Below are 18,046 nucleotides of genomic sequence, written 5' to 3'. Positions count from 1 at the left end.
GGATCGTAGGGCAGGCTCTTGAACAGGGCGAGATTGGCGGCGTGCGAGCTGTTGGTCGTCATCATCAGCGTGTAGCCGTCAGGCGCCGCGCGGGCGACGGCAGCGGCAGCCAGGCCGCCGTTGGCGCCGGGCTTGTTGTCGACCACCACCGGCTGGCCGCCAACGGCCGCCAGTCTTTCCGCGAAGATCCGCGCCATGGTGTCGGTGCCGCTGCCCGCGGTGAAGGGAACGACGATCGTCACCTGCTTGGCCGGGTAGGCTTGGGCGCGCGCCGGAGCAGACAGGGCCAGGGCGGCGGCAGAACCCAGGAGGTGGCGTCGATTGAGCATCGTCATCATTTCTTCTTTCTGTTCACGAACGCCGTCATGGGCGCGATGTGTTCGCCGTCGCTCACCGACTGGGCGAAGGCGTCGATGCCGGCCTGCACCGCCTCGTCGAGCGAGAGCCGCTCCCAGCGCCGCATCAGGCGCTTCTGCGCCCGCACGGCGAGCGGCGTTCCCTCGACGATCGATCGCACGCAACGCTCGACCGCCTCGGCGATCTTCGCGGCCGGCACGACTTCCTCGACGAGCCCCCAGGCCTCGGCCTTGGCAGCGCCGATGTTCTCGGCCGTGAGCAGCATCCACGAGGTCCGCCCCCAGCCGATCAGGCGCGGCAGCAGCGCCGCCTCGACCACGGAGGGAACGCCGACCTTGACCTCGGGCATGCCGAAATGGGCGTCGTCCGCGGCGATGCGCATGTCGCAGGCCGCCGCCACTTCGAGGCCGGCGCCCAGCGTGTAACCTTCCAATCGGCAGATCACCGGCACGGGGCAGTCGCGGATCGACTGGCAGAGCTTGTGGACCAGGGTGATGAAGGCGCGGCCATCCTCGGCCTGGCGCATCGCCGCCATGTGGTTGATGTCGGCGCCGCCGATGAAGGCCCGGCCGCCGGCGCCCGAGAGCACCACGACGCGCAGATCGTCCTCGCGAGCCAGCGAACGGAACGCCTCCGTGAGGTCGAGGAGCGCGGGCGGATTGAGGACGTTCAGGCGGCGCGCATTGTCGAATACGACATGCGCGACCACACCGCCCGGCCGGCGGTCCCAGGAGATATCGACCTTATGCGCGCCTGCCGCCATGACGTTTCGCTCCGTGGCTCTTTTGTCTCGGGGGAATTTCCCCTATTAGAGCCGCCGAACAACTCTTCACAAGCGCGAACCGGAAGGCCCCGCCCCGTGCCCGACATCAATCTTGCGGCCTACTCGGTGTTCGTGCCCCCCGATCCGTTCGAAGACCACATGGGTCCGATCTACTACCGGCTCGACGGAGACGCGCGGCAGGCCGGCAGCGTCCATTGCGTGCTGCCGACCCATGCCGCCCACGGCAACTACGCCGGCGGCGTCCATGGCGGCGCCCTGCTCACCTTCGCCGACTACGCACTCTGCCTGGTCGCCGGTCGCGCCGCCGACGGCGGCACCAACACCTCCTTCGCCCTGACGGTCAGCATCGCCGCCGAATTCCTCGACGGTGCGCACATCGGGCCGCCGCTGGAGGCGCGCGGCGAGCCGCTGCAGGTCACGGGGCGCCTCGCCTTCGCGCGCGGCACCATTACCCAGGAGGGCAGGACGATCGCGCTGTGGTCGGGCGTGTGCCGGCATGTGGCGCGCGCCAAGGCGATGGCGCGCAAGGAAGAGACAGGTTCACGTCCCGTCGAGGCGGTCGCGCAAAAGGTGCCGGCAGGGTTCGACCTGTTTGCTACCGCGAGCGCCTATTCACGTCATATCGGTCCCATCTACATCAAGGCGGAGCCGGAGGGCGCCTCGGCGGTGCAGCCAACGCTGCCACGCATGTGCAATTCCGGCGGCGCACTGCACGGCGGCTACCTGATGAGCTTCGCCGATTCGGCGATCACGCGGGCCGCCGCGCTGGCGACCGAAATGGCACCGTCGACGGTTTCCTTCGCCGCCGAGTTCCTGTCGGGCGGCGATACCACGGCGCCGCTCACGACGCGGGTCGAGATCCCGCGGCGCGGCAAGTCGATCGCCTTCCTGCGCGGGCTGGTCGAGCAGAACGGCCGCGGCCTGCTCTCCTATTCGGCGACGATGATGCTGCGGCCCCGCAGCTAGTCCCGGGCGCTAGAGTGTATTTCGAGAGAGAGTGACATCACACTAACCTCACCCTGAGGAGCGGCCGTAGGCCGCGTCTCGAAGGGTGGGCAACAGAAGGTCGCATGTTCGAGGAACCCGGCGCCCACGTCTACATGCTGCGTTGTGCCGACGGCAGTTACTATGTTGGATCGGCCCGGCTTGGGTTGGAGCGGCGCCTTTCCGAACACAGCAATGGAACGTACGCGGGTTACACCTCAAAGCGATTGCCGGTAGAGTTGGTCTGGTCACAGCATTTTCTCGATATCATCGACGCCATCGCCGTCGAGCGTCAGATCAAGGGCTGGTCGCGCGCCAAAAAAGAGGCACTGATCCGGGGCGACTACGAGGCGATCCGGTCTCTGGCAAAGAGGCGGACATAGACCGACTCCCGTTGCCTACCCTTCGAGACGCGGCCTACGGCCGCTCCTCAGGGTGAGGTGTTGGTGGGTACAAAATACCTCATGCTGACCCGAGTCCGCGACGCTAGTCGACTGTAACGCCGGCCTGTTCGGCGACGCGGCGCACTTCCTGGCTGAACATGCCGTGCAGGCGCCGCACGCTCGGCAGATCCTCGGCCTTGGCGGCGCGTTCGACCGCTTCGGCGATCTGGCGCAGCGCCGCCGCCCCGATCATGCCCGACGCGCCCTTCAGGCGATGCGCCACGCGGGCGATGGCGGCGAGGTCGTCGGTGCCGGTGATCTCGCGTTCGGCACCGCGCGCGGTATCGAGGAATTCGCGCTCGACCTCGGCCAGCGTGTGGGGGTCGTCGCCGAACAGTTCGACGAGCTTGTCGCGGTCATAAGCGCTGCTCATTTCGTCTGCTCTCCCTCGGTCTCGTTGCAACCACCCTTCAACCAGACATCGAGGGTCGCCTTGAGCTGCTCGATGCCGATCGGTTTGGTGATGAAGCCGTCCATGCCGACCGCGCGGCTCTTCAGCTCCTGCTCTTCCAGCGTGCTCGCCGTGACGGCCAGGATGGGCGTGCGGGCGCGCCGGCCCGATGCCTCGCCGTCGCGGATCCGCCGTGCCAGCTCGAAGCCGTCCATGGTCGGCATCTGGAGATCGGCCAGCACGAGGTCGTAGCCACCCTGGCTCCACAGCGCGAGCGCTTCCTCGCCGCCGGCCGCCGAATCGGTGGTCGCGCCGGCCAGCTCGAGCTGGCGTGCCAGGATCTTGCGGTTGACCGAATTGTCGTCGACCACCAGCACGCGGCCCTTCAGCCGTGTCGGGCTTCGCGACGCATCGGGAGCGGCAGGTGCTGCCACGGCAGCCCGTCCGGTGGCGCGGGCCACCGCACGGACCAGGACGTCGCGGCGCCACGGGCGCGGCAGCCCTGAAGCCATGCCCTCCGCCACAGCCGGCCCATCGTGCAGGGAAATCCGCCGAGCGATTCCGGCCGGGCCTGCGACCTCGATGCCGACGAACGAGGCCGGCACGGCCGCGACACGGACTTTGGCGCCGGCGTCCCCGAAGTAACGGGCGATCGCGCGCGCCTCCTCGGGATCGGGCAGCACGAGACTGAGCGACAGACCCGTCAGCAGAGGCTCGGGCGACGGCTCGGCGGCGGACCTGGCCGCGGCCAGTCGCACGGAGACAATGAAGGTCGAGCCGACGCCCGCCTCGCTCTCAACCTCGACATCGCCCTGCATGGCCTCGGCCAGACGGCGCACGATGGAGAGGCCGAGACCGGTGCCGCCGAAGCGGCGCGTGGTCGAGCTGTCGGCCTGGACGAAGGGCTGGAACAGGCGCTCGCGCTGTTCGGAGGTGAGGCCGATGCCGCTGTCGGCGACGCGAATGGCCAACCTGACATCGTCGCCACCGTCATCGGGCAGGCGCTCCAGCGTGAGCCGGACCGAGCCCGCTTCGGTGAACTTGATGGCGTTGCCCAGCAGATTGAACAGGATCTGCTGCAGGCGCAGCGGGTCGCCAATCACCCGATCGGGGACACCGGGGGCGACGTAGGCCGCGAGTTTGAGGCCCTTGGCGGCGGCCTGCGGCGCCAGCGTCTCGGCCGCGCCCTCGATCAGCTCCACGGTCGAGAGTTCCAGGGTTTCGAGATCGAGGCGGCCGGCCTCGATCTTCGAGAAGTCGAGGATGTCGTCGATGATGCGCAGCAGCGACGATGCCGAGTAGCGCACCGTGCCCAGCGATTCGCGCTGCTCGAGGGAAAGCTGCGTGCGTTCGAGGACGTCGATCATGCCGAGCACGCCGTTCATCGGCGTGCGGATCTCGTGGCTGACGGTGGCGAGGAAGGTCGACTTGGCCTGGTTGGCGTTCTCCGCCTCGCGCTGCGCGGCCAGCGCCGCATCGCGCGCCAGCCGCGCCTCGTCGTAGGCGACCTGCAGGCGGCGGGCGAGGTCCTCCTTCTGGAAGGCGAGCGCGATGTTGTCGTACTGCCAGCGATGGACGTCGCGGACATAGGCCATCAAATGGCCGACGTAGGCGCCGCCCGCGATGCCGACGAGCTGGAAGAACGGATCGACCGAGGTCAGCAGCACGAGCAGGAGCGGCGCGGTGGTGGCGCCGGCGAAGGCGTAGAAGGTCGGCGGATGCGCCGACCGGATCGGCACGGCGGTGGTGATGGTGGCGAGCAGCACCAGGCCGAGCAGCATGCGCTGCAGCTCGTAATCCTTGGAGGCGAGCATGAAGCCCGCCACGCCCCAGCAGGCGCCGGCCAGGAAGGAGAGTCCGGCGAACCACCAGCCCCAGCGGATCACGTCCTGGTCGGCGGGATGCGCGCGGTTGAAATTGCGCCGCAGCACGTCGAAGCCGAAGGTGACCGCGAGATGGGCGACGAACGGGCTGGCGAGCTCGAGCAGGTCGATCTGGCGCCAATAGATCGCCGCGATCACCGGCCAGAGCACGAACGAGAAATAGCGCGACTGGGCCGAGCCCTCGAACAGGCGGCGAATGAGCTCGGCGCGGACGAAGGCCTCCTGTCGGGCCGAGCCCGCCTCCTCCACCTCCCCGGTGGCAGGATCAGCCGCGGCGACCGACATCGTCCTTCATCCGCGCCGGCACTCGTTGCACTGCCCCTCGTTCCGTCGAGGACCGGCGCCCGGCTCCGAAACGCGATCGCCCGGCTGTCCACGGGCGGTCGCTGTCGGGCCGCAAGTCCCCAAGACGTCCGCCTGCGGCGGACGTGCGGCCGGCATCGGTTCCGGTTTGTCGAGAGGAAGGTAGAAACAACATGTGGTTAGCCTGTGGCCGCGAGACCCAATTACTGTATCAAATATGTTAACTTAGAGCTATAATTCATTGGAAATAAATGGTATTTTCTCTCTATTAGAAGTCATCCATTTTTGGAAATTAATTATGCAGCAGCCCTCCATTTTGTTGGTCGAGGACGACGCATTTCAGCGCAAGGCGGCCGAGACCTATCTCGTCAACCACGACCTCCGCGTCATTGCCGTCGAGAACGGCGCCCAGATGCGCCGCCAGATTTCCCGCGCCATGCCCGATCTCGTGCTGCTCGACGTCCAGCTTCCCGGCCAGGAGGACGGCTTCGCGCTGGCCCGCTGGCTGCGCGAGAGCAACACCCGGGTCGGCATCATCATGCTGACCGCCGCCGGCGATGCCGTCGACAAGGTGCTGGGCCTGGAGAGCGGCGCCGACGACTATGTCGCCAAGCCCTACGAGCCGCGCGAGCTCTTGGCCCGCTGCAAGAGCGTGCTGCGGCGCTCGGTGAACAAGTCCACGCCGTCGCGGCTCGAACGGGTCCGCATGGGCGACTTCACCCTCGACCTCACCCGGCGCCTGCTGCTCGACGCCGCCGGCCAGGACGTGGCCCTCACCTCGGGCGAGTTCGACGTGCTCAAGATCTTCGCCGAGAACCCCAACCGGCCGCTCAGCCGCGACTGGCTGCTGGAAACCACCAGCCACAGGAGCCGCGATCCGTTCGACCGCGCCATCGACCTGCGCATCACCCGCATCCGGCGCAAGATCGAGCCGACCCCGGAAAAGCCCACCGTCATTCGCACCGTGCGCGGCGTCGGCTATATGTTCGTGCCGCCCACCGAATAGGGTAAAAGGGCGACCCCGGCGCCGGTCGGTCGGTGGGGGCCCGTAGTTCAGTGGTTAGAACGAGCCGCTCATAACGGTTATGTCGCAGGTTCGAATCCTGCCGGGCCTACCGCGGGCCGCCCAGGGCGAAGGCGATGATGCACATGGCCAGCGCCATGTAGGCGGCAAGGCGCGCGTGGCTGAAATAGACGTCGGCCAGGGCGCCGCCGATCATGTCCTGCAGGCGCTCGCGCGGCAGCGCCGGCGCATCCTCGATCATCAACCAGACTTCGGTGCGCCGGTAGTTGCGCGCACGCGCCGTCCACCCCTTCCAGAACAGCACCACGGCGGCGATCAGCACGAACACCGATCCGGAACGGACGGCGATCCAGGGTTCGGACGAGAAGCCCACCATGGCGGTGGCGATCGCCATCAGCGCGAAGCCGCAGCCGCGCCGTACCGACAATTCGGCGTAGCGCCTGATGTCGTCGTAGGTCATGGCGCGACGATAGCGCGCGGGCCGTCTTCGACCAATGTCGCGTTGCCGCCGCCCGGCAATCGCTCTAGCGTGCCCCTGTAAAAACTACATAAGGATTTGGGGGAATTGCGCATGCATGGCTTCAGGATGTTGGCGATTGCAGGGCTGGCAGGCTTGGCGCTCGGCGCCTGCGGCAAGTCGTCGGGCAACCAGGACAAGCTCGCCTACGAGGTCTGCCTGGCCTCCGCGAAGAAGGACGCCAGGGTCGCCAGTGCGGCATTCGCGACCCTCGAACAATCCAAGATCACCGGTTCCACCGGCGAGGAAGAAATCCGCGTCAACATTCCCTACGAGCTCGACGGCAAGAAGGCGCTGTTCCAGTGCATCGCCCAGAAGCAAGCCGACGGCAGCTTCAAGGTCATCTTCTAGAAACGGCGTCTCAGCCCAGCAGGTGACGGAACGCCGGCAAGGCGAGCAGGCCCGCCCCGACGAGCCAGATGACGGTCGCCGCGGTGCCACCGCGCGCGCCCTCGACCAGGCGCTCGTAGAGCGCGGCGGGAACACCGGAGACCAGCAGCGTCGCGGATGACACCAGCAGCGAGCTGAAAAACAGCACCCAGCCGACCGAGCGGGGAAAGACTTCCGGCATCAGCACCGCCGCGATCGGCATGGCAATGGCGATGAAGGGCGAGAACAGCCCGTTCAGGATGCTGATCCCGACCACGGTGAAGACGAGAAAATTGCGATCCATGGCGCTCAGCCCGCTGCCGGCGCCCGGGGCATCAACCCGAGCTGGTACAGCACCATGAACAGCACCACACGAAGGGCCGCGACCCAGAAGGCCGCCACCGGGGCCGTCAGGACGGGCGGTATGGCCGACGGTGTGAGATAGGCAACCGGCCGGTAGATCCACTCGGTGAGCCAGCGGAACGAACGGTAGATGTAGTTCTGGCTGTCCGGCGGCAGGAAGAAACTCAGGAAGAAGCGGCCGAACAGGCAGTAGAAGACCAGGGACAGGAAATAGTTGGGGATGTGGAAATACCAGTAGCTCCACCAGATATCCTGAGATCCCACGCAATCGTCTCCTCTTCGTCCATCTTAGCCTAGCGCGCAAAAAAAAGCAGGACCCCGTGAGGGGCCCTGCTCCTGATCGATATGTTCCGCCCGGCGCTAGTTGTGCGCCGCGACAGCTCCGCCAGGTGTGCGGATCGAGTCCACGAAGTTCTGCATCTCTTTCGAAGGCGCAGGTGTCATGAGGCTGACCACGTAGGTCACGATGAATGCCGCCGGCAGTCCGAACACGGCCGAGGAGATGTTGCGGATGCCCCACCACAGGTCGGTTCCGAACATCGCCTTGAAATCGGCCGGCCAGTAGCGGGTCATCACCAGGTAGAACAGGCAGATGCCAAAGCCGGCGATCATGCCGCTGATGGCACCGATCTTGGTCGTGCGCTTCCACCAGATGCCGAGCACCAGCGGGGCGAACAGGCCGGCGGCGGCCAGCGAGAATGCCCACGCCACCATCTGGATGATGCCGGAAGGCCGCGTGCCGGCGACCGCCGCCGCGATGATCGCGACGCCGACCAGCAAGCCACGCGCGACGATCAGCCGGCGGGCCGTCGAGGCCTTGGGGTCGATCATCTTGTAGTAGACGTCGTGGCTGAGCGCGTTGGCGATGGCGAGCAGCAGGCCATCGGCGGTGGAGAGCGCCGCGGCGAGACCGCCGGCGGCCACCAGGCCCGACACCACGTACGGCAGGCCGGCGATTTCCGGCATCGACAGCACGATGATGTCCTGGTTGATGATGAACTCCGACAGCTGAAGGATGCCGTCGCTGTTGCCGTCCTTGATGGTCAGCAAGCCGCCGACCTGGGACCAGTTCTGGACCCACGCCGGGAGGCTGGCGATCGGCTGACCGATCACGTTCTGGTAGACCTCGAGCTTCGCGAAGGAGGCATAGGCCGGCGCCGTGAAGTAGAGCAGGAAGATGAAGAAGATCGACCAGGCAACCGAGGTGCGCGCCTCACGGACGCTGGGCGTCGTGAAGTAGCGCATCAGGATGTGCGGCAGCGAGGCCGTTCCGATCATCAGGCAGAGCACCAGAGCCCAGAAGTTGTTGAACTCCGTCCAGCTGAACTGCCCCTTGGCATCGGTGAAGGCGTCAACGTAGTGCTTCACGACGCCGAGCTTGGTTTCGAGCGCGGCGATCTGGTCGAGCGCCTGGCCGTAGGTCAGCTCAGGGATCGGGATGCCGTACAGCTTGGTCGACAGCCAGACGACCGGCACGAGGTAGGAGATGATCAGGATGATGTACTGGGCCACCTGGGTCCAGGTCACCGCCCGCATGCCACCCAGCATCGAGCACACCAGGATGCCGAGCAGGCCGACGAAGATGGCGACCTCGAACGGGATGCCGAGGAAGCGCGAGGTGATGATGCCGATGCCGAAGCACTGCGCCACGATATAGGTGAACGACGCACAGAACAGCACGACGACGCCGCACAGTCGCGCACCGTTGCCCTCGTAGCGGGTGCCGAGAAAGTCGGGCACGGTGAACTGGCCGAACTTGCGCAGGTAGGGCGCAAGCAGGATGCCGACCAGCACGTAGCCACCGGTCCAGCCCAGCACGTAACCCAGCGCGTTGAAGCCGCCGAGATAGATGCCGCCCGCCATCGAGATGAAGGAGGCGGCGCTCATCCAGTCGGCGCCGGTGGCCATGCCGTTGTACAGCGCCGGCACCTTGCGGCCGGCGACGTAGTATTCCGACAGATCCATCGTTCGCGACAGGATGCCGATGTAGGCGTAGACGCCGATCGTCAGGATCACGAAGCAGTAGCCGATGACCTTGTTCGGCACGCCCATCTGTTCGAGGACGGCGAGGATAAGGGTGAAGACGATGAAGCCGCCGGCGTAGCCGCCGTAGATCTTCCCGAGGTTGCCGTAGAAGCCGCCGCCGGCGGCCTTGGAGTCAGCCATGATTCATCTCCCCCGGTCAGTCTTCCTGGACGCCGAATTCTTCGTCGATCTTGTTCTGCGCGATCGCGTTCCAGACGCACAGGACGACGAAAGCGATCAGCGAGCCCTGGGCCGCCATGTAGAAGCCGAGCGGGAAGCCCAGAAACCGGATGGAATTGAGCTGGACCGCAAACAGCGGGGCGACGAAGCTGAAGAAGATCCACAACGCGAAGATGGTCCACATCAACGCGGAGGTCTTGGTCCAGTATTTGTGCATCTGCGCGGTATCGAGTTTCGGAGCCATGCCGTTATTCCTCCTCAATCATTCGTTGTGCGGCGTTGCCGGGACGTGCAGCGACGAGCCGGAACGACCGGCGTGTAGTTGCGCGATTTGTGGACGTGCAGTGCATGCTCTGCTTTGTCCTCCCCCGACGCCGTGATACGGCGTTCCTAACTTCTTGATCTGTGGAGGATACGGCGTGCCCAACCATCGCCACAATCAGACCAAAGTCGAAGGCCTGACCTCGTGATGCTGTCTTTCCTCAAGCCGTTCCTGCCCAAGCCCAGGGTTCGGAGTCTTGCTGCGTTGCAGCAATTTCTCGAGGACGAGGCGGCGTATCTCGCTCAACGTTCGGTAGTCGACTTCGTGCGCAACGAACTCGGCAGCCTGAGCGCCCAGGCCTTCGCCGACCCGCGCTTCCAGGTCAAGATGACGGTGTCCCGTTGGGACGGTTTCGCCGCCATATTGGCCGATATGATCGGACTTGCTCATGCGCACCTGCTCGCCGCCGGCACGCCGCGCGCCGTGCTCGACACCTACTTCGGCGATCTCTATGCGGCGATCCTCGCCCGCCATTCGACGCCCGATCACCGCCTTCAGGGATGGGATCCCGACATCGCTGCACTGCGAACAAGACTGGCCACGCGGCCGGTCGGGCCGGTCAATCCACAGGCCGACGCCACGGTGACCGGCTCGATGGTCTTCGACACCCTTCCCTTCATCCCACGTGATCCGGTCGAGAGCCGCATGGTGTTGTCCAACGCCTTCGCCTTCGGCTTGATCGCCTTCAATGACCGGTTGAGAAGGCTGCTGGTAGTGGCTCGCCTCGGCGACGAGCTCGTCGCGTCGAGGCCATGACCATCGCCGATCTCTTCGGCCGATACCTGCGCCGCTCGGCGCCACACGGCCGCTGGAGCGGCGCCGCCCATACACCGCTCGAACGCCTGCCGCTGGTGGCGATCGATTGCGAGACGACAGGCCTCGACCCCCGGCGCGATCGCATCGTTTCCTTTGCGGCGATTCGCATCGACGAAGGACTGTGCGTGGCCGAACGGCCCACGGTCGACATCCTGATCAATCCCGGTATCGAAATTCCGACGCGTGCCACGGCCATACATGGTCTCGATCGGGCCCATCTCGCCGACGCTCCGACTTTTGCCGAAGCCTTCGAAGCGATCGCCGCAAGCCTCAAAGGCGTCGTTGTGGTTGGCCACCATGTCGGCTTCGATCTCGCCATCATCGACCGCGAAGCGGCACGCGCACGGCTGCCCTGGCACGAGCCGCCACATTTCGACACCGCGAGCCTGGCGGCAGCCCTCGGTCATCCATCGGCGCACATCGATCTTGCCGAATTGCTCGGCCATCTGGGCATCGAACCCAGCGGGCGTCGCCACAGCGCCGCGGGCGACGCCCGCATGGCCGCCGACCTGTTCGTCGCCCTGGCCCATCGCCTGATCGGGCGGGGCCACGGCACCTATGGCGGCGTGGCCACTTTCCAACGCGCGCCGCGCCGGTGAGCCATGGACACCGCGGCCCTCGAGCGTCTCGACTCGTTTCCCTACCGGCACCATGTCGGCGACCTGATGACGGCGCCAGTCGTCACGATCGATCCGGACCGGTCGGTTGCCGAGGCGACGCGCCTGATGAGCGAGCGGCGCATCAGCTCGGTGGTCGTTCTCGACGGCGAAGGTCGATTGCACGGCATCCTGACGGAGCGCGACGTGCTGCGCCTGGTCGCGGCCGGACCCGGCAGGCTCGCGGACCCGGTTTCGGCGGCAATGACTGCGCCCGTACACGCCATCGAGGCCGATGCACCCATCTATCGCGCTCTGGCCCGCATGGCGCGCCTCGACGTGCGACATCTGGCGGTGGTTGACGACCATGATCGTCCGGTCGGCATTCTGACGTCGAGCGCACTCCTCAAGCAGCGCGCCTCCCTAGCCCTCACGCTCGGCGATGAGATCGCCGTGGCGCCGGACGGGCTTGCCCTTCGCGCGATTCACGACCGGCTGCCGGCCCTGGTCCGCGCCCTTCGCAGCGAGGACGTGAGCGCGACGCAGGCGTCGTCCGTCGTCGCCGGCATTGTCCGCGACCTCACGGCGCGTGCCGGCGAGTTGGCATTGTCGGAGATGAAGTCGGCGGGACGAGGTGAGCCGCCCGCTCCCTGGTGCCTGCTCGTGCTGGGCTCGGCCGGCCGCGGAGAATCGCTGCTGGCGCCGGACCAGGACAATGCGCTGATCCACGAGGGCGGTGCCGATGACGGCGCCTGGTTCACCACCTTCGCCGAACACATCAACCGGCTGCTCGACGAAGCCGGCGTGCCCTATTGCCTTGGCGGTGTGATGGCCAGCAACCCGTCGTATCGCCATTCGCTCGCCGGCTGGCAGGCGCAGGTCGACGCCTGGGTCGCTCGACCGCAGCCGGAGGCCCTGCTGGGTGCCGACATCTTCTACGATTTCGCCGCGGTGCTAGGCACCCGTCGCCTAGCCGGCGCACTCCGCCAGCATGCCACGCGCGCCGCCGGACACTCCCCTACCTTCCTCTACCAACTCGCTGCGGCAACCGACGACGTTCCCCGAGCCACCGATCTGCTGGGGCGTCTGCGCACGCGCGAAGGCCGCATCGATCTCAAGCGGTATGGCCTGTTTCCGATCGTGGCGGCCGCGCGCGTGGTGGCGCTCGCCTGGGGATCGACCGCGACGGCCACGGATACACGACTTGCCGATGCGGCGGCAAAGGGTGCGTTCTCCGACGATGCCGCGCGATCGCTGATCGACGCGCGCGGCGTCATCGTCGAAGCCATCCTCGACCAGCAGCTCGAGGATATCGCTGCCGGCCGCATTCCCGACAACCGGGTCGATCCCCGGCGGCTTGGCCGGCGCGCCGCTTCGCGGTTGCGAGAAGCCCTTGCCGTTGCCGCCGAGACACCAGAACTGGTCCACGATGCGTTGAGCAACCGGCCGATCACGTCTGCTCCTTGACCGCACACTGCGACGAGGTTCAAGCTTTCACCATGGCCGCCGTCCCCTCCTTCCTGATCGCCGACGACCATCCGATGGTTCGCGACGCGCTCGCGTCGGCGCTGGGCCAGGCATTCCCCAGCGCCCAGATCGCCGTGGCATCCACGCTGGCCCAGGTACAGGCGGCACTCGACCGCGAGCCCGAAACCGATGCTTTGCTGCTCGATCTCGACATGCCGGGAATGGACGGCCTGACCGGCGTCGCGTTGTTGCGCTCCGAGCATCCCATCGTGCCGATCATCGTGGTCTCGGCCGCGCGCGAGCCTGCGGTCGTGCGACGCGCCTACGAGTTCGGTGCCTCGGCCTACATCGACAAGTCGGCCTCGCTCGAGGAGATCGTGGGGACGGTTGCCGCGGTTTTGGACGGTGAGATCTTCGCGCCGCCGGAATCGGAACCCACCGACACATTCTCCCAGCGCGCGGCCCAACTCACGCCTCAGCAGTGGCGCGTGCTCGCTCTCATGATCCAGGGCGACCAGAACAAGCAGATCGCCCACAAGCTCGGCGTCGGCGAGGCCACCGTGAAGGCACATGTGACGGTGATCCTGCGCAAGCTCGGGGTGCGCTCGCGCACCCAGGCTGTCATCGAGGCGCGAAGCCTCGCCATTCCCGTCGCCGAGCCCGTCAGGCCCTGAGGCGTCCCGCCGCCGGATTGCGCAGCCGCAGGAGCGCACGCAACGACGCAGGCTTCACCGGCTTGTGCAACAGCTCGACGTTCCGCGCCCGCGCCCTGAGACGCAGCGTCGGATCGCGGTCGGCGGTGACGAGGGCCGCCGGCACGGCGTGGCCCCAGGCGCGGCGCAAGGTTTCGACGACTTCGAGGCCGTCGGGTCCTTCATCGAGATGCAGGTCGGCCAACACGAGATCGGGCAGGCGACCGGCGCGTGCCACCTGCTCGAGCGCCTCGACGCGCGTGGCCGCGATCGCCACGCGGCAGCCCCAGCCGCCGAGCAGGGCCGCCATCGCCTCGCGGACGCGCGCCTCGTTGTCGATGCAGAGCACGAAGCTCTCGGCCTCGATCGACAGCATGGGTTGCGACACCGGCGGCGCGATGGGGGCGGCCACCACGGCGGGCACGCGCGGCACCATCACCGAGAAGGTCGAGCCGCGGCCAGGCGCCGACGCGAGGCCGACCGGCAGGTCGAGCATGCGCGCGATGCGATCGACAATGGCGAGGCCCAGACCCAGGCCCCGCTCCTCGCGCAGCGCCTCGTCCTCGGGCTGCAGCCGGACGAACTCGTCGAAGATGATGGTCTGCTTGTCCTGCGCGATGCCGGGGCCATTGTCCTTGACCTCGATCCGCAGTTCGTCGCCGCTCGCTGCATTGGGAACACGGCGGCAGCCCAGCAGGACTCGCGGCGGCCGGCCTTCGCTCCTGCCGTAGCGCAGCGCATTGGACAGCAGATTCTGCAGAATCCGGCGCAGGAAGGCTGGATCGGTCGCGACGAAGGCGCGCGTCGGCACCACGACCAGTTCGACGCCGCCGCGGGCGGCGACTGGCGCGAATGCGGTGGCCAGCGACTCGAACAGCGGCTGCAGGGCGAACGGCCGCTTTTCCGGCTTGAAGGCGCCGGCGTCGAGCTTGGAGATGTCGAGCAGCGCATCGAGCAGCGATTCGACGGCACCCAGGCTCGCGTCGATCTTGCCGCTGAGGTCGTTGCCGGGATCGCGGTCGATCATCGCTGCGGTGAACAGGCGCGCGGCATGGAGCGGCTGCAGCAGATCGTGGCTGGCGGCGGCGATGAAGCGCGTCTTGCCCAGATTGGCGGCCTCGGCCTCGGCCCGGCTCGCTTCCAGCTCGGCGGTGCGTTCGATCACGCGCTGTTCCAGCGTTTCCGTCGATTGCCGCAGCTGGTGGTCGCTCTCGCGCAGCGCCTGGGCAGTATGGACGCGCGCCGTCACGTCGTTGCAGGTCGCGACGAAGCCGTCGCCGGGCAGCGGATCGAGCCGGAGCTCGATGACGCGGCCCTCGCGAGTGGCTATTTCGTGCGTTTGCGGCGACTCGGGCCGGCGCAGCAAGGCCACGACATCCGAGCTGGCACCGAACTGCTGCGGCGCGGCGCCGACGGCGACCGCGTCGTCGTCGAGCGACAGCAGGGTCGTGAAGCGATCGTTGAAGATCTCGAGCCGGCCCTCGCGGTCAAAAGCGGCGATGCCCATGCCGACGTGATCGAGCGTGTTGCGCAGGATCTCGTAGTTGTAGCGGATCGCCTCGGAGGCTTCGTCGATCAGGGCTCGTGCGCTGCGTGGTAGCAGCCGGCCGCGGCGCCCGAAGGCGGCGATGATGATGCGGGCCGAGGCCGAACCCAGGGTTCCCGACAGCATGCGCTCGGCGCGCGCCAGCGCCACCTCGATCGACAGCCGCTCCCCGGAGAGCGCCCGCAGCGCGCGCTCCGAGCCCACGAAGCGCGACAGCAATTCGCGCAGCTCCTCGATGCGCGCAGCATCGGCCGGCGCCTGCTGCTCCGGCTGTTCCGGCTCGGCCCCCAGCACGAAGGAGCTGGCCTGTTCGCGATCGCGGGCGATCGGCCGCGCCCACAGCGAGACGCCGATCAGAAGGGCCGCGTTGACCAGAATGCAGACCACGAAGCCCTGGCCGACGGGATCGAGATCGGACAGGGGTGCCGGCAGGTAGGGCTTTAGCGGGGCCACCTGCGCGGCGCCCACGTTCTGGTGCAGGGTCGGCAGCAGGAGTGCGTAGAGCCAGACGACGAAGCCGCCGGCCAGGCCCGCCACGACACCGTAGCGATGGGCTCCCCGCCAATAGAGGCCGAGCACGAGGCCGGGCGCCAGATTGGCGACGGCGCAGAACGAGATCAGGCCGATCGAGGCAAGCGGCAGGTAGCCCGAGATGATGCGCTCGTAGGCGTAGCCGGCCATAAGAATGAGCACGACGGCGGCGCGACGCACGAACACCACCAGCGGCCCCATCTCGCGCGCGACACCAGCCTGCCGCCGCAGCAGATAGGGCATCACCAGCTCGTTGCCGATCATGCCCGACAGCGCCATGCAGGCCACGATCACCATCGAGGTCGCTGCCGACAGGCCGCCGATGAAGACGAAGGCCGACAGCCAGCCCTCGCCGTTCGCAAGCGGCAGTTGCAGGACGAAGAGATCAGGGCTGGCCTTCGGCCCGAGCAGCAGCAGGCCGGCGGCGGCGATCGGAACGACAAGGAGGTTGATCAGGACGAGGTAGACCGGAAACAGCCAGCGCGCCGTCTTGAGGCTTGCCGGATGGCCGTGCTCGACCACGGCGACATGAAACTGCCGCGGCAGGCAAAGAAACGCCATCGCCGAAAGCAGCGACATCACGATCCAGCTGAGCGGCGAGCCGCCATGGGTGATCCGCTCGGCGATCGCCGGCGCCTGCTCGACCCGTGCCATCAGGTCGCCCGGCCCGTCGAACAGGACGAACAGGACGAACGGCCCGACCGCCAGCAGGGCCAGCAGCTTCACCACCGATTCGAAGGCGATGGCCAGCATCATGCCGCGATGCTGCTCCGAGGCCTGGACGTTGCGCACGCCGAACAGGATGGTGAACACCGCCATCAACGCCGCGACAATCAATGACGTGTCGGTGTGCACGACGCCGCCGGCGACGCCCTGGATCGGCTCGGCGATTGTGCGGAAGGACGACGACACCGCCTGGAGCTGGAGCGCGATGTAGGGCAGCACGCCTACCGTGGCGAACAGGGTGGCGGTGACGCCGACGGCGCGGCTCTTGCCGTAGCGCGAGGCGAGGAAATCGGCGATCGACGTCACATTGTGCTGCTTGGCCACCCGCACCATCTTGGCGACCATCGGATAGCCCAGGGTCACCACGAGGGCAGGGCCGGTGTAGATGAAGATGAAGTCGATGCCGCTGGTGGCCGCCCGGCCGACGCTGCCGTAGAAGGTCCACGAGGTGCAATAGATGGCCAGCGACAGGCCGTAGACGGCCGGCGCCACCGAACTGGCCGACCAGTCGCGGGCGTATCGGTCGCCGAAATAGGCCACGGCGAACAGCAGCCCAAGATAGGCCAGCGACAAGGCCAGGACGGTTGGTTCCGCCAGCATGCGTGCGCGTTTTCTCCCGTCGTCATTGAACCCGTTCGACGGGGCCGCTACAAGCGCGCCAACCTAGATTTCCAGCCGGAGCCCACAATGGCCGCCTACCAGTACATCTATGTCATGAAGGGTCTGAACAAGACCTTCCCGGGCGGCAAGCAGGTCCTGAAGGACATCTGGCTGTCGTTCCTGCCCGGCGCCAAGATCGGCGTGCTCGGCCTCAACGGTTCGGGCAAGTCGACCCTGCTCAAGATCATGGCGGGCCTCGACGACAGCTTCACCGGCGAAGCTTGGGCCGCCGAGGGCGCCCGGGTCGGCTTCCTCGAGCAGGAGCCCAAGCTCGACGAGACCAAGGACGTGCTAGGCAACGTCATGGACGGCGCCGGCGACATGGCCAAAATGCTGGCCCGCTTCGAAGAGGTGTCGAACGCCTTCTCCGACCCCGACGCCGACATGGACAAGCTGATCGCCGAGCAGGCCGAGCTGCAGGAGAAGATCGACGCCGGCAACGGCTGGGACCTGGGCCGCACCGTCGAGATCGCCATGGATGCGCTGCGCTGCCCACCGGGCGATGCCAAGGTCGACGTCCTGTCAGGCGGCGAGCGCCGCCGCGTGGCGCTCTGCCGGCTGCTGCTCTCCAAGCCCGACATGCTGCTGCTCGACGAACCGACCAACCATCTCGATGCAGAGTCGGTGGCCTGGCTGGAACGCCACCTCGCCGAATTTCCCGGCACCGTCGTGGCCGTCACCCACGATCGCTACTTCCTCGACAATGTCGCGGGCTGGATCCTCGAACTCGACCGCGGCCAGGGCATCCCGTGGGAGGGCAACTACTCGTCGTGGCTCAAACAGAAGGACAAACGCCTCGAGCTCGAAGAGAAGACCGCCGACGCCCGCCGCCGCACCATGCAGCGCGAGCTCGAATGGATGGGTCAGAGCGCCCAGGCCCGGCGCACCAAGAGCAAGGCCCGCATCGCCGCGTATCAGCAGATGGTCGAAGAGGACAGGCAGGAGACGCTTGACCGGGCGCAGATCGTCATCCCTGCCGGGCCGCGGCTGGGCGATCACGTCATCACCGCCGAGAAGATCTCCAAGGGTTTCGGCGACCGCCTGCTGATCGACGACCTCTCCTTCAA

The 18,046-nt window shown here is 67.1% G+C and carries 19 protein-coding genes and 1 tRNA gene; 10 read left to right on the top strand and 10 right to left on the bottom strand.

From position 1 onward, the window contains the following. On the bottom strand, positions 1–338 hold a 338-nt coding region (locus tag EPO55_RS08640), incomplete at its 3' end, for a tripartite tricarboxylate transporter substrate-binding protein (protein ID WP_296336231.1). Continuing rightward, positions 335–1,120 (bottom strand): enoyl-CoA hydratase, encoded by a 786-nt coding sequence (locus EPO55_RS08635; protein WP_296336230.1) that lies wholly within the window; start codon positions 1,118–1,120, stop codon positions 335–337. The genes EPO55_RS08635 and EPO55_RS08640, both read right to left, overlap by 4 nt. 96 nt (positions 1,121–1,216) lie before the next feature. On the opposite strand from EPO55_RS08635, the gene EPO55_RS08630 reads away from it, so the two are divergent. Both EPO55_RS08630 and EPO55_RS08625 read left to right on the top strand, forming a co-directional pair. After that, positions 1,217–2,107, top strand: a complete 891-nt coding sequence (locus EPO55_RS08630) for a PaaI family thioesterase (RefSeq protein WP_296336229.1) — start codon at positions 1,217–1,219, stop codon at positions 2,105–2,107. 104 nt (positions 2,108–2,211) lie between these two features. Then, complete coding sequence (locus tag EPO55_RS08625) at positions 2,212–2,508, top strand: GIY-YIG nuclease family protein (RefSeq protein WP_296336228.1); 297 nt, start codon at positions 2,212–2,214, stop codon at positions 2,506–2,508. A 103-nt stretch (positions 2,509–2,611) separates the two neighbouring features. Here EPO55_RS08625 and EPO55_RS08620 read toward each other — a convergent pair whose 3' ends face one another. Both EPO55_RS08620 and EPO55_RS08615 read right to left on the bottom strand, forming a co-directional pair. Then, on the bottom strand, positions 2,612–2,941 hold the full coding sequence (locus EPO55_RS08620) for an Hpt domain-containing protein (protein ID WP_296336226.1): 330 nt from the start codon (positions 2,939–2,941) through the stop codon (positions 2,612–2,614). Beyond that, the gene (locus tag EPO55_RS08615) at positions 2,938–5,127 is read right to left on the bottom strand and encodes an ATP-binding protein (RefSeq protein WP_296336224.1); all 2,190 of its coding nucleotides are present in this window, start codon (positions 5,125–5,127) and stop codon (positions 2,938–2,940) included. The genes EPO55_RS08620 and EPO55_RS08615 overlap by 4 nt, the downstream gene beginning before the upstream one ends. 316 nt (positions 5,128–5,443) lie before the next feature. On the opposite strand from EPO55_RS08615, the gene EPO55_RS08610 reads away from it, so the two are divergent. Further along, positions 5,444–6,151, top strand: coding sequence for a response regulator (locus EPO55_RS08610; RefSeq protein WP_363718768.1), 708 nt, complete (start codon positions 5,444–5,446; stop codon positions 6,149–6,151). Between the two features lie 36 nt (positions 6,152–6,187). After that, a tRNA-Ile gene (locus EPO55_RS08605) sits at positions 6,188–6,260 on the top strand. Here the strand turns inward: EPO55_RS08605 and EPO55_RS08600 are convergent. Beyond that, a complete protein-coding gene (locus EPO55_RS08600) occupies positions 6,258–6,629 on the bottom strand; it encodes a hypothetical protein (protein ID WP_296336222.1) in 372 nt (123 codons plus the stop codon). The genes EPO55_RS08605 and EPO55_RS08600 overlap by 3 nt on opposite strands. A 111-nt stretch (positions 6,630–6,740) precedes the next feature. On the opposite strand from EPO55_RS08600, the gene EPO55_RS08595 reads away from it, so the two are divergent. Further along, a complete protein-coding gene (locus EPO55_RS08595) occupies positions 6,741–7,037 on the top strand; it encodes a hypothetical protein (RefSeq protein ID WP_296336221.1) in 297 nt (98 codons plus the stop codon). Positions 7,038–7,047: 10 nt separating this feature from the next. Here EPO55_RS08595 and EPO55_RS08590 read toward each other — a convergent pair whose 3' ends face one another. From EPO55_RS08590 to EPO55_RS08575, 4 genes are all read right to left on the bottom strand, one after another. Continuing rightward, positions 7,048–7,359 carry a hypothetical protein gene (locus tag EPO55_RS08590; protein WP_296336220.1) on the bottom strand — a complete coding sequence of 104 codons (312 nt, stop codon included), beginning with the start codon at positions 7,357–7,359 and terminating at the stop codon, positions 7,048–7,050. 5 nt (positions 7,360–7,364) lie between these two features. Next, positions 7,365–7,682: a YggT family protein gene (locus tag EPO55_RS08585; protein ID WP_296336219.1), complete on the bottom strand. Its 318-nt coding sequence runs from the start codon at positions 7,680–7,682 to the stop codon at positions 7,365–7,367. Positions 7,683–7,778: 96 nt separating this feature from the next. Beyond that, on the bottom strand, positions 7,779–9,584 hold the full coding sequence (locus EPO55_RS08580; protein WP_296336218.1) for a sodium:solute symporter family protein: 1,806 nt from the start codon (positions 9,582–9,584) through the stop codon (positions 7,779–7,781). Between the two features lie 16 nt (positions 9,585–9,600). After that, positions 9,601–9,867 carry a DUF4212 domain-containing protein gene (locus tag EPO55_RS08575; RefSeq protein WP_296336217.1) on the bottom strand — a complete coding sequence of 89 codons (267 nt, stop codon included), beginning with the start codon at positions 9,865–9,867 and terminating at the stop codon, positions 9,601–9,603. A 222-nt stretch (positions 9,868–10,089) separates the two neighbouring features. Here EPO55_RS08575 and EPO55_RS08570 point away from each other — a divergent pair, with 222 nt between their 5' ends. Genes EPO55_RS08570 through EPO55_RS08555 form a run of 4 tightly spaced genes read left to right on the top strand, consistent with a single transcriptional unit; the run spans position 10,090 to position 13,498 of the window. Further along, a complete protein-coding gene (locus EPO55_RS08570) occupies positions 10,090–10,701 on the top strand; it encodes a hypothetical protein (RefSeq protein WP_296336216.1) in 612 nt (203 codons plus the stop codon). Beyond that, positions 10,698–11,360, top strand: a complete 663-nt coding sequence (locus EPO55_RS08565; protein ID WP_296336215.1) for a 3'-5' exonuclease — start codon at positions 10,698–10,700, stop codon at positions 11,358–11,360. Before EPO55_RS08570 ends, EPO55_RS08565 begins: the two co-directional genes overlap by 4 nt. A 3-nt stretch (positions 11,361–11,363) precedes the next feature. Next, positions 11,364–12,824, top strand: coding sequence for a DUF294 nucleotidyltransferase-like domain-containing protein (locus EPO55_RS08560; protein WP_296336214.1), 1,461 nt, complete (start codon positions 11,364–11,366; stop codon positions 12,822–12,824). 32 nt (positions 12,825–12,856) lie between these two features. Further along, a complete protein-coding gene (locus EPO55_RS08555; protein WP_296336213.1) occupies positions 12,857–13,498 on the top strand; it encodes a response regulator transcription factor in 642 nt (213 codons plus the stop codon). On the opposite strand, the gene EPO55_RS08550 is transcribed toward EPO55_RS08555, so the two are convergent. Next, on the bottom strand, positions 13,488–16,919 hold the full coding sequence (locus EPO55_RS08550) for an ATP-binding protein (RefSeq protein ID WP_296336212.1): 3,432 nt from the start codon (positions 16,917–16,919) through the stop codon (positions 13,488–13,490). The genes EPO55_RS08555 and EPO55_RS08550 overlap by 11 nt on opposite strands. 87 nt (positions 16,920–17,006) lie before the next feature. Here EPO55_RS08550 and EPO55_RS08545 point away from each other — a divergent pair. Beyond that, a partial coding sequence (locus tag EPO55_RS08545) for an ATP-binding cassette domain-containing protein (protein ID WP_296336211.1) occupies positions 17,007–18,046 on the top strand: 1,040 nt, incomplete at its 3' end.

The sequence above is a fragment of the Reyranella sp. genome, assembly GCF_004296935.1.
GTDB lineage: Bacteria > Pseudomonadota > Alphaproteobacteria > Reyranellales > Reyranellaceae > Reyranella.
The sequence above is the reverse complement of the archived record's forward strand: the minus strand, read 5'-3'. Positions and strand labels throughout refer to the sequence as shown.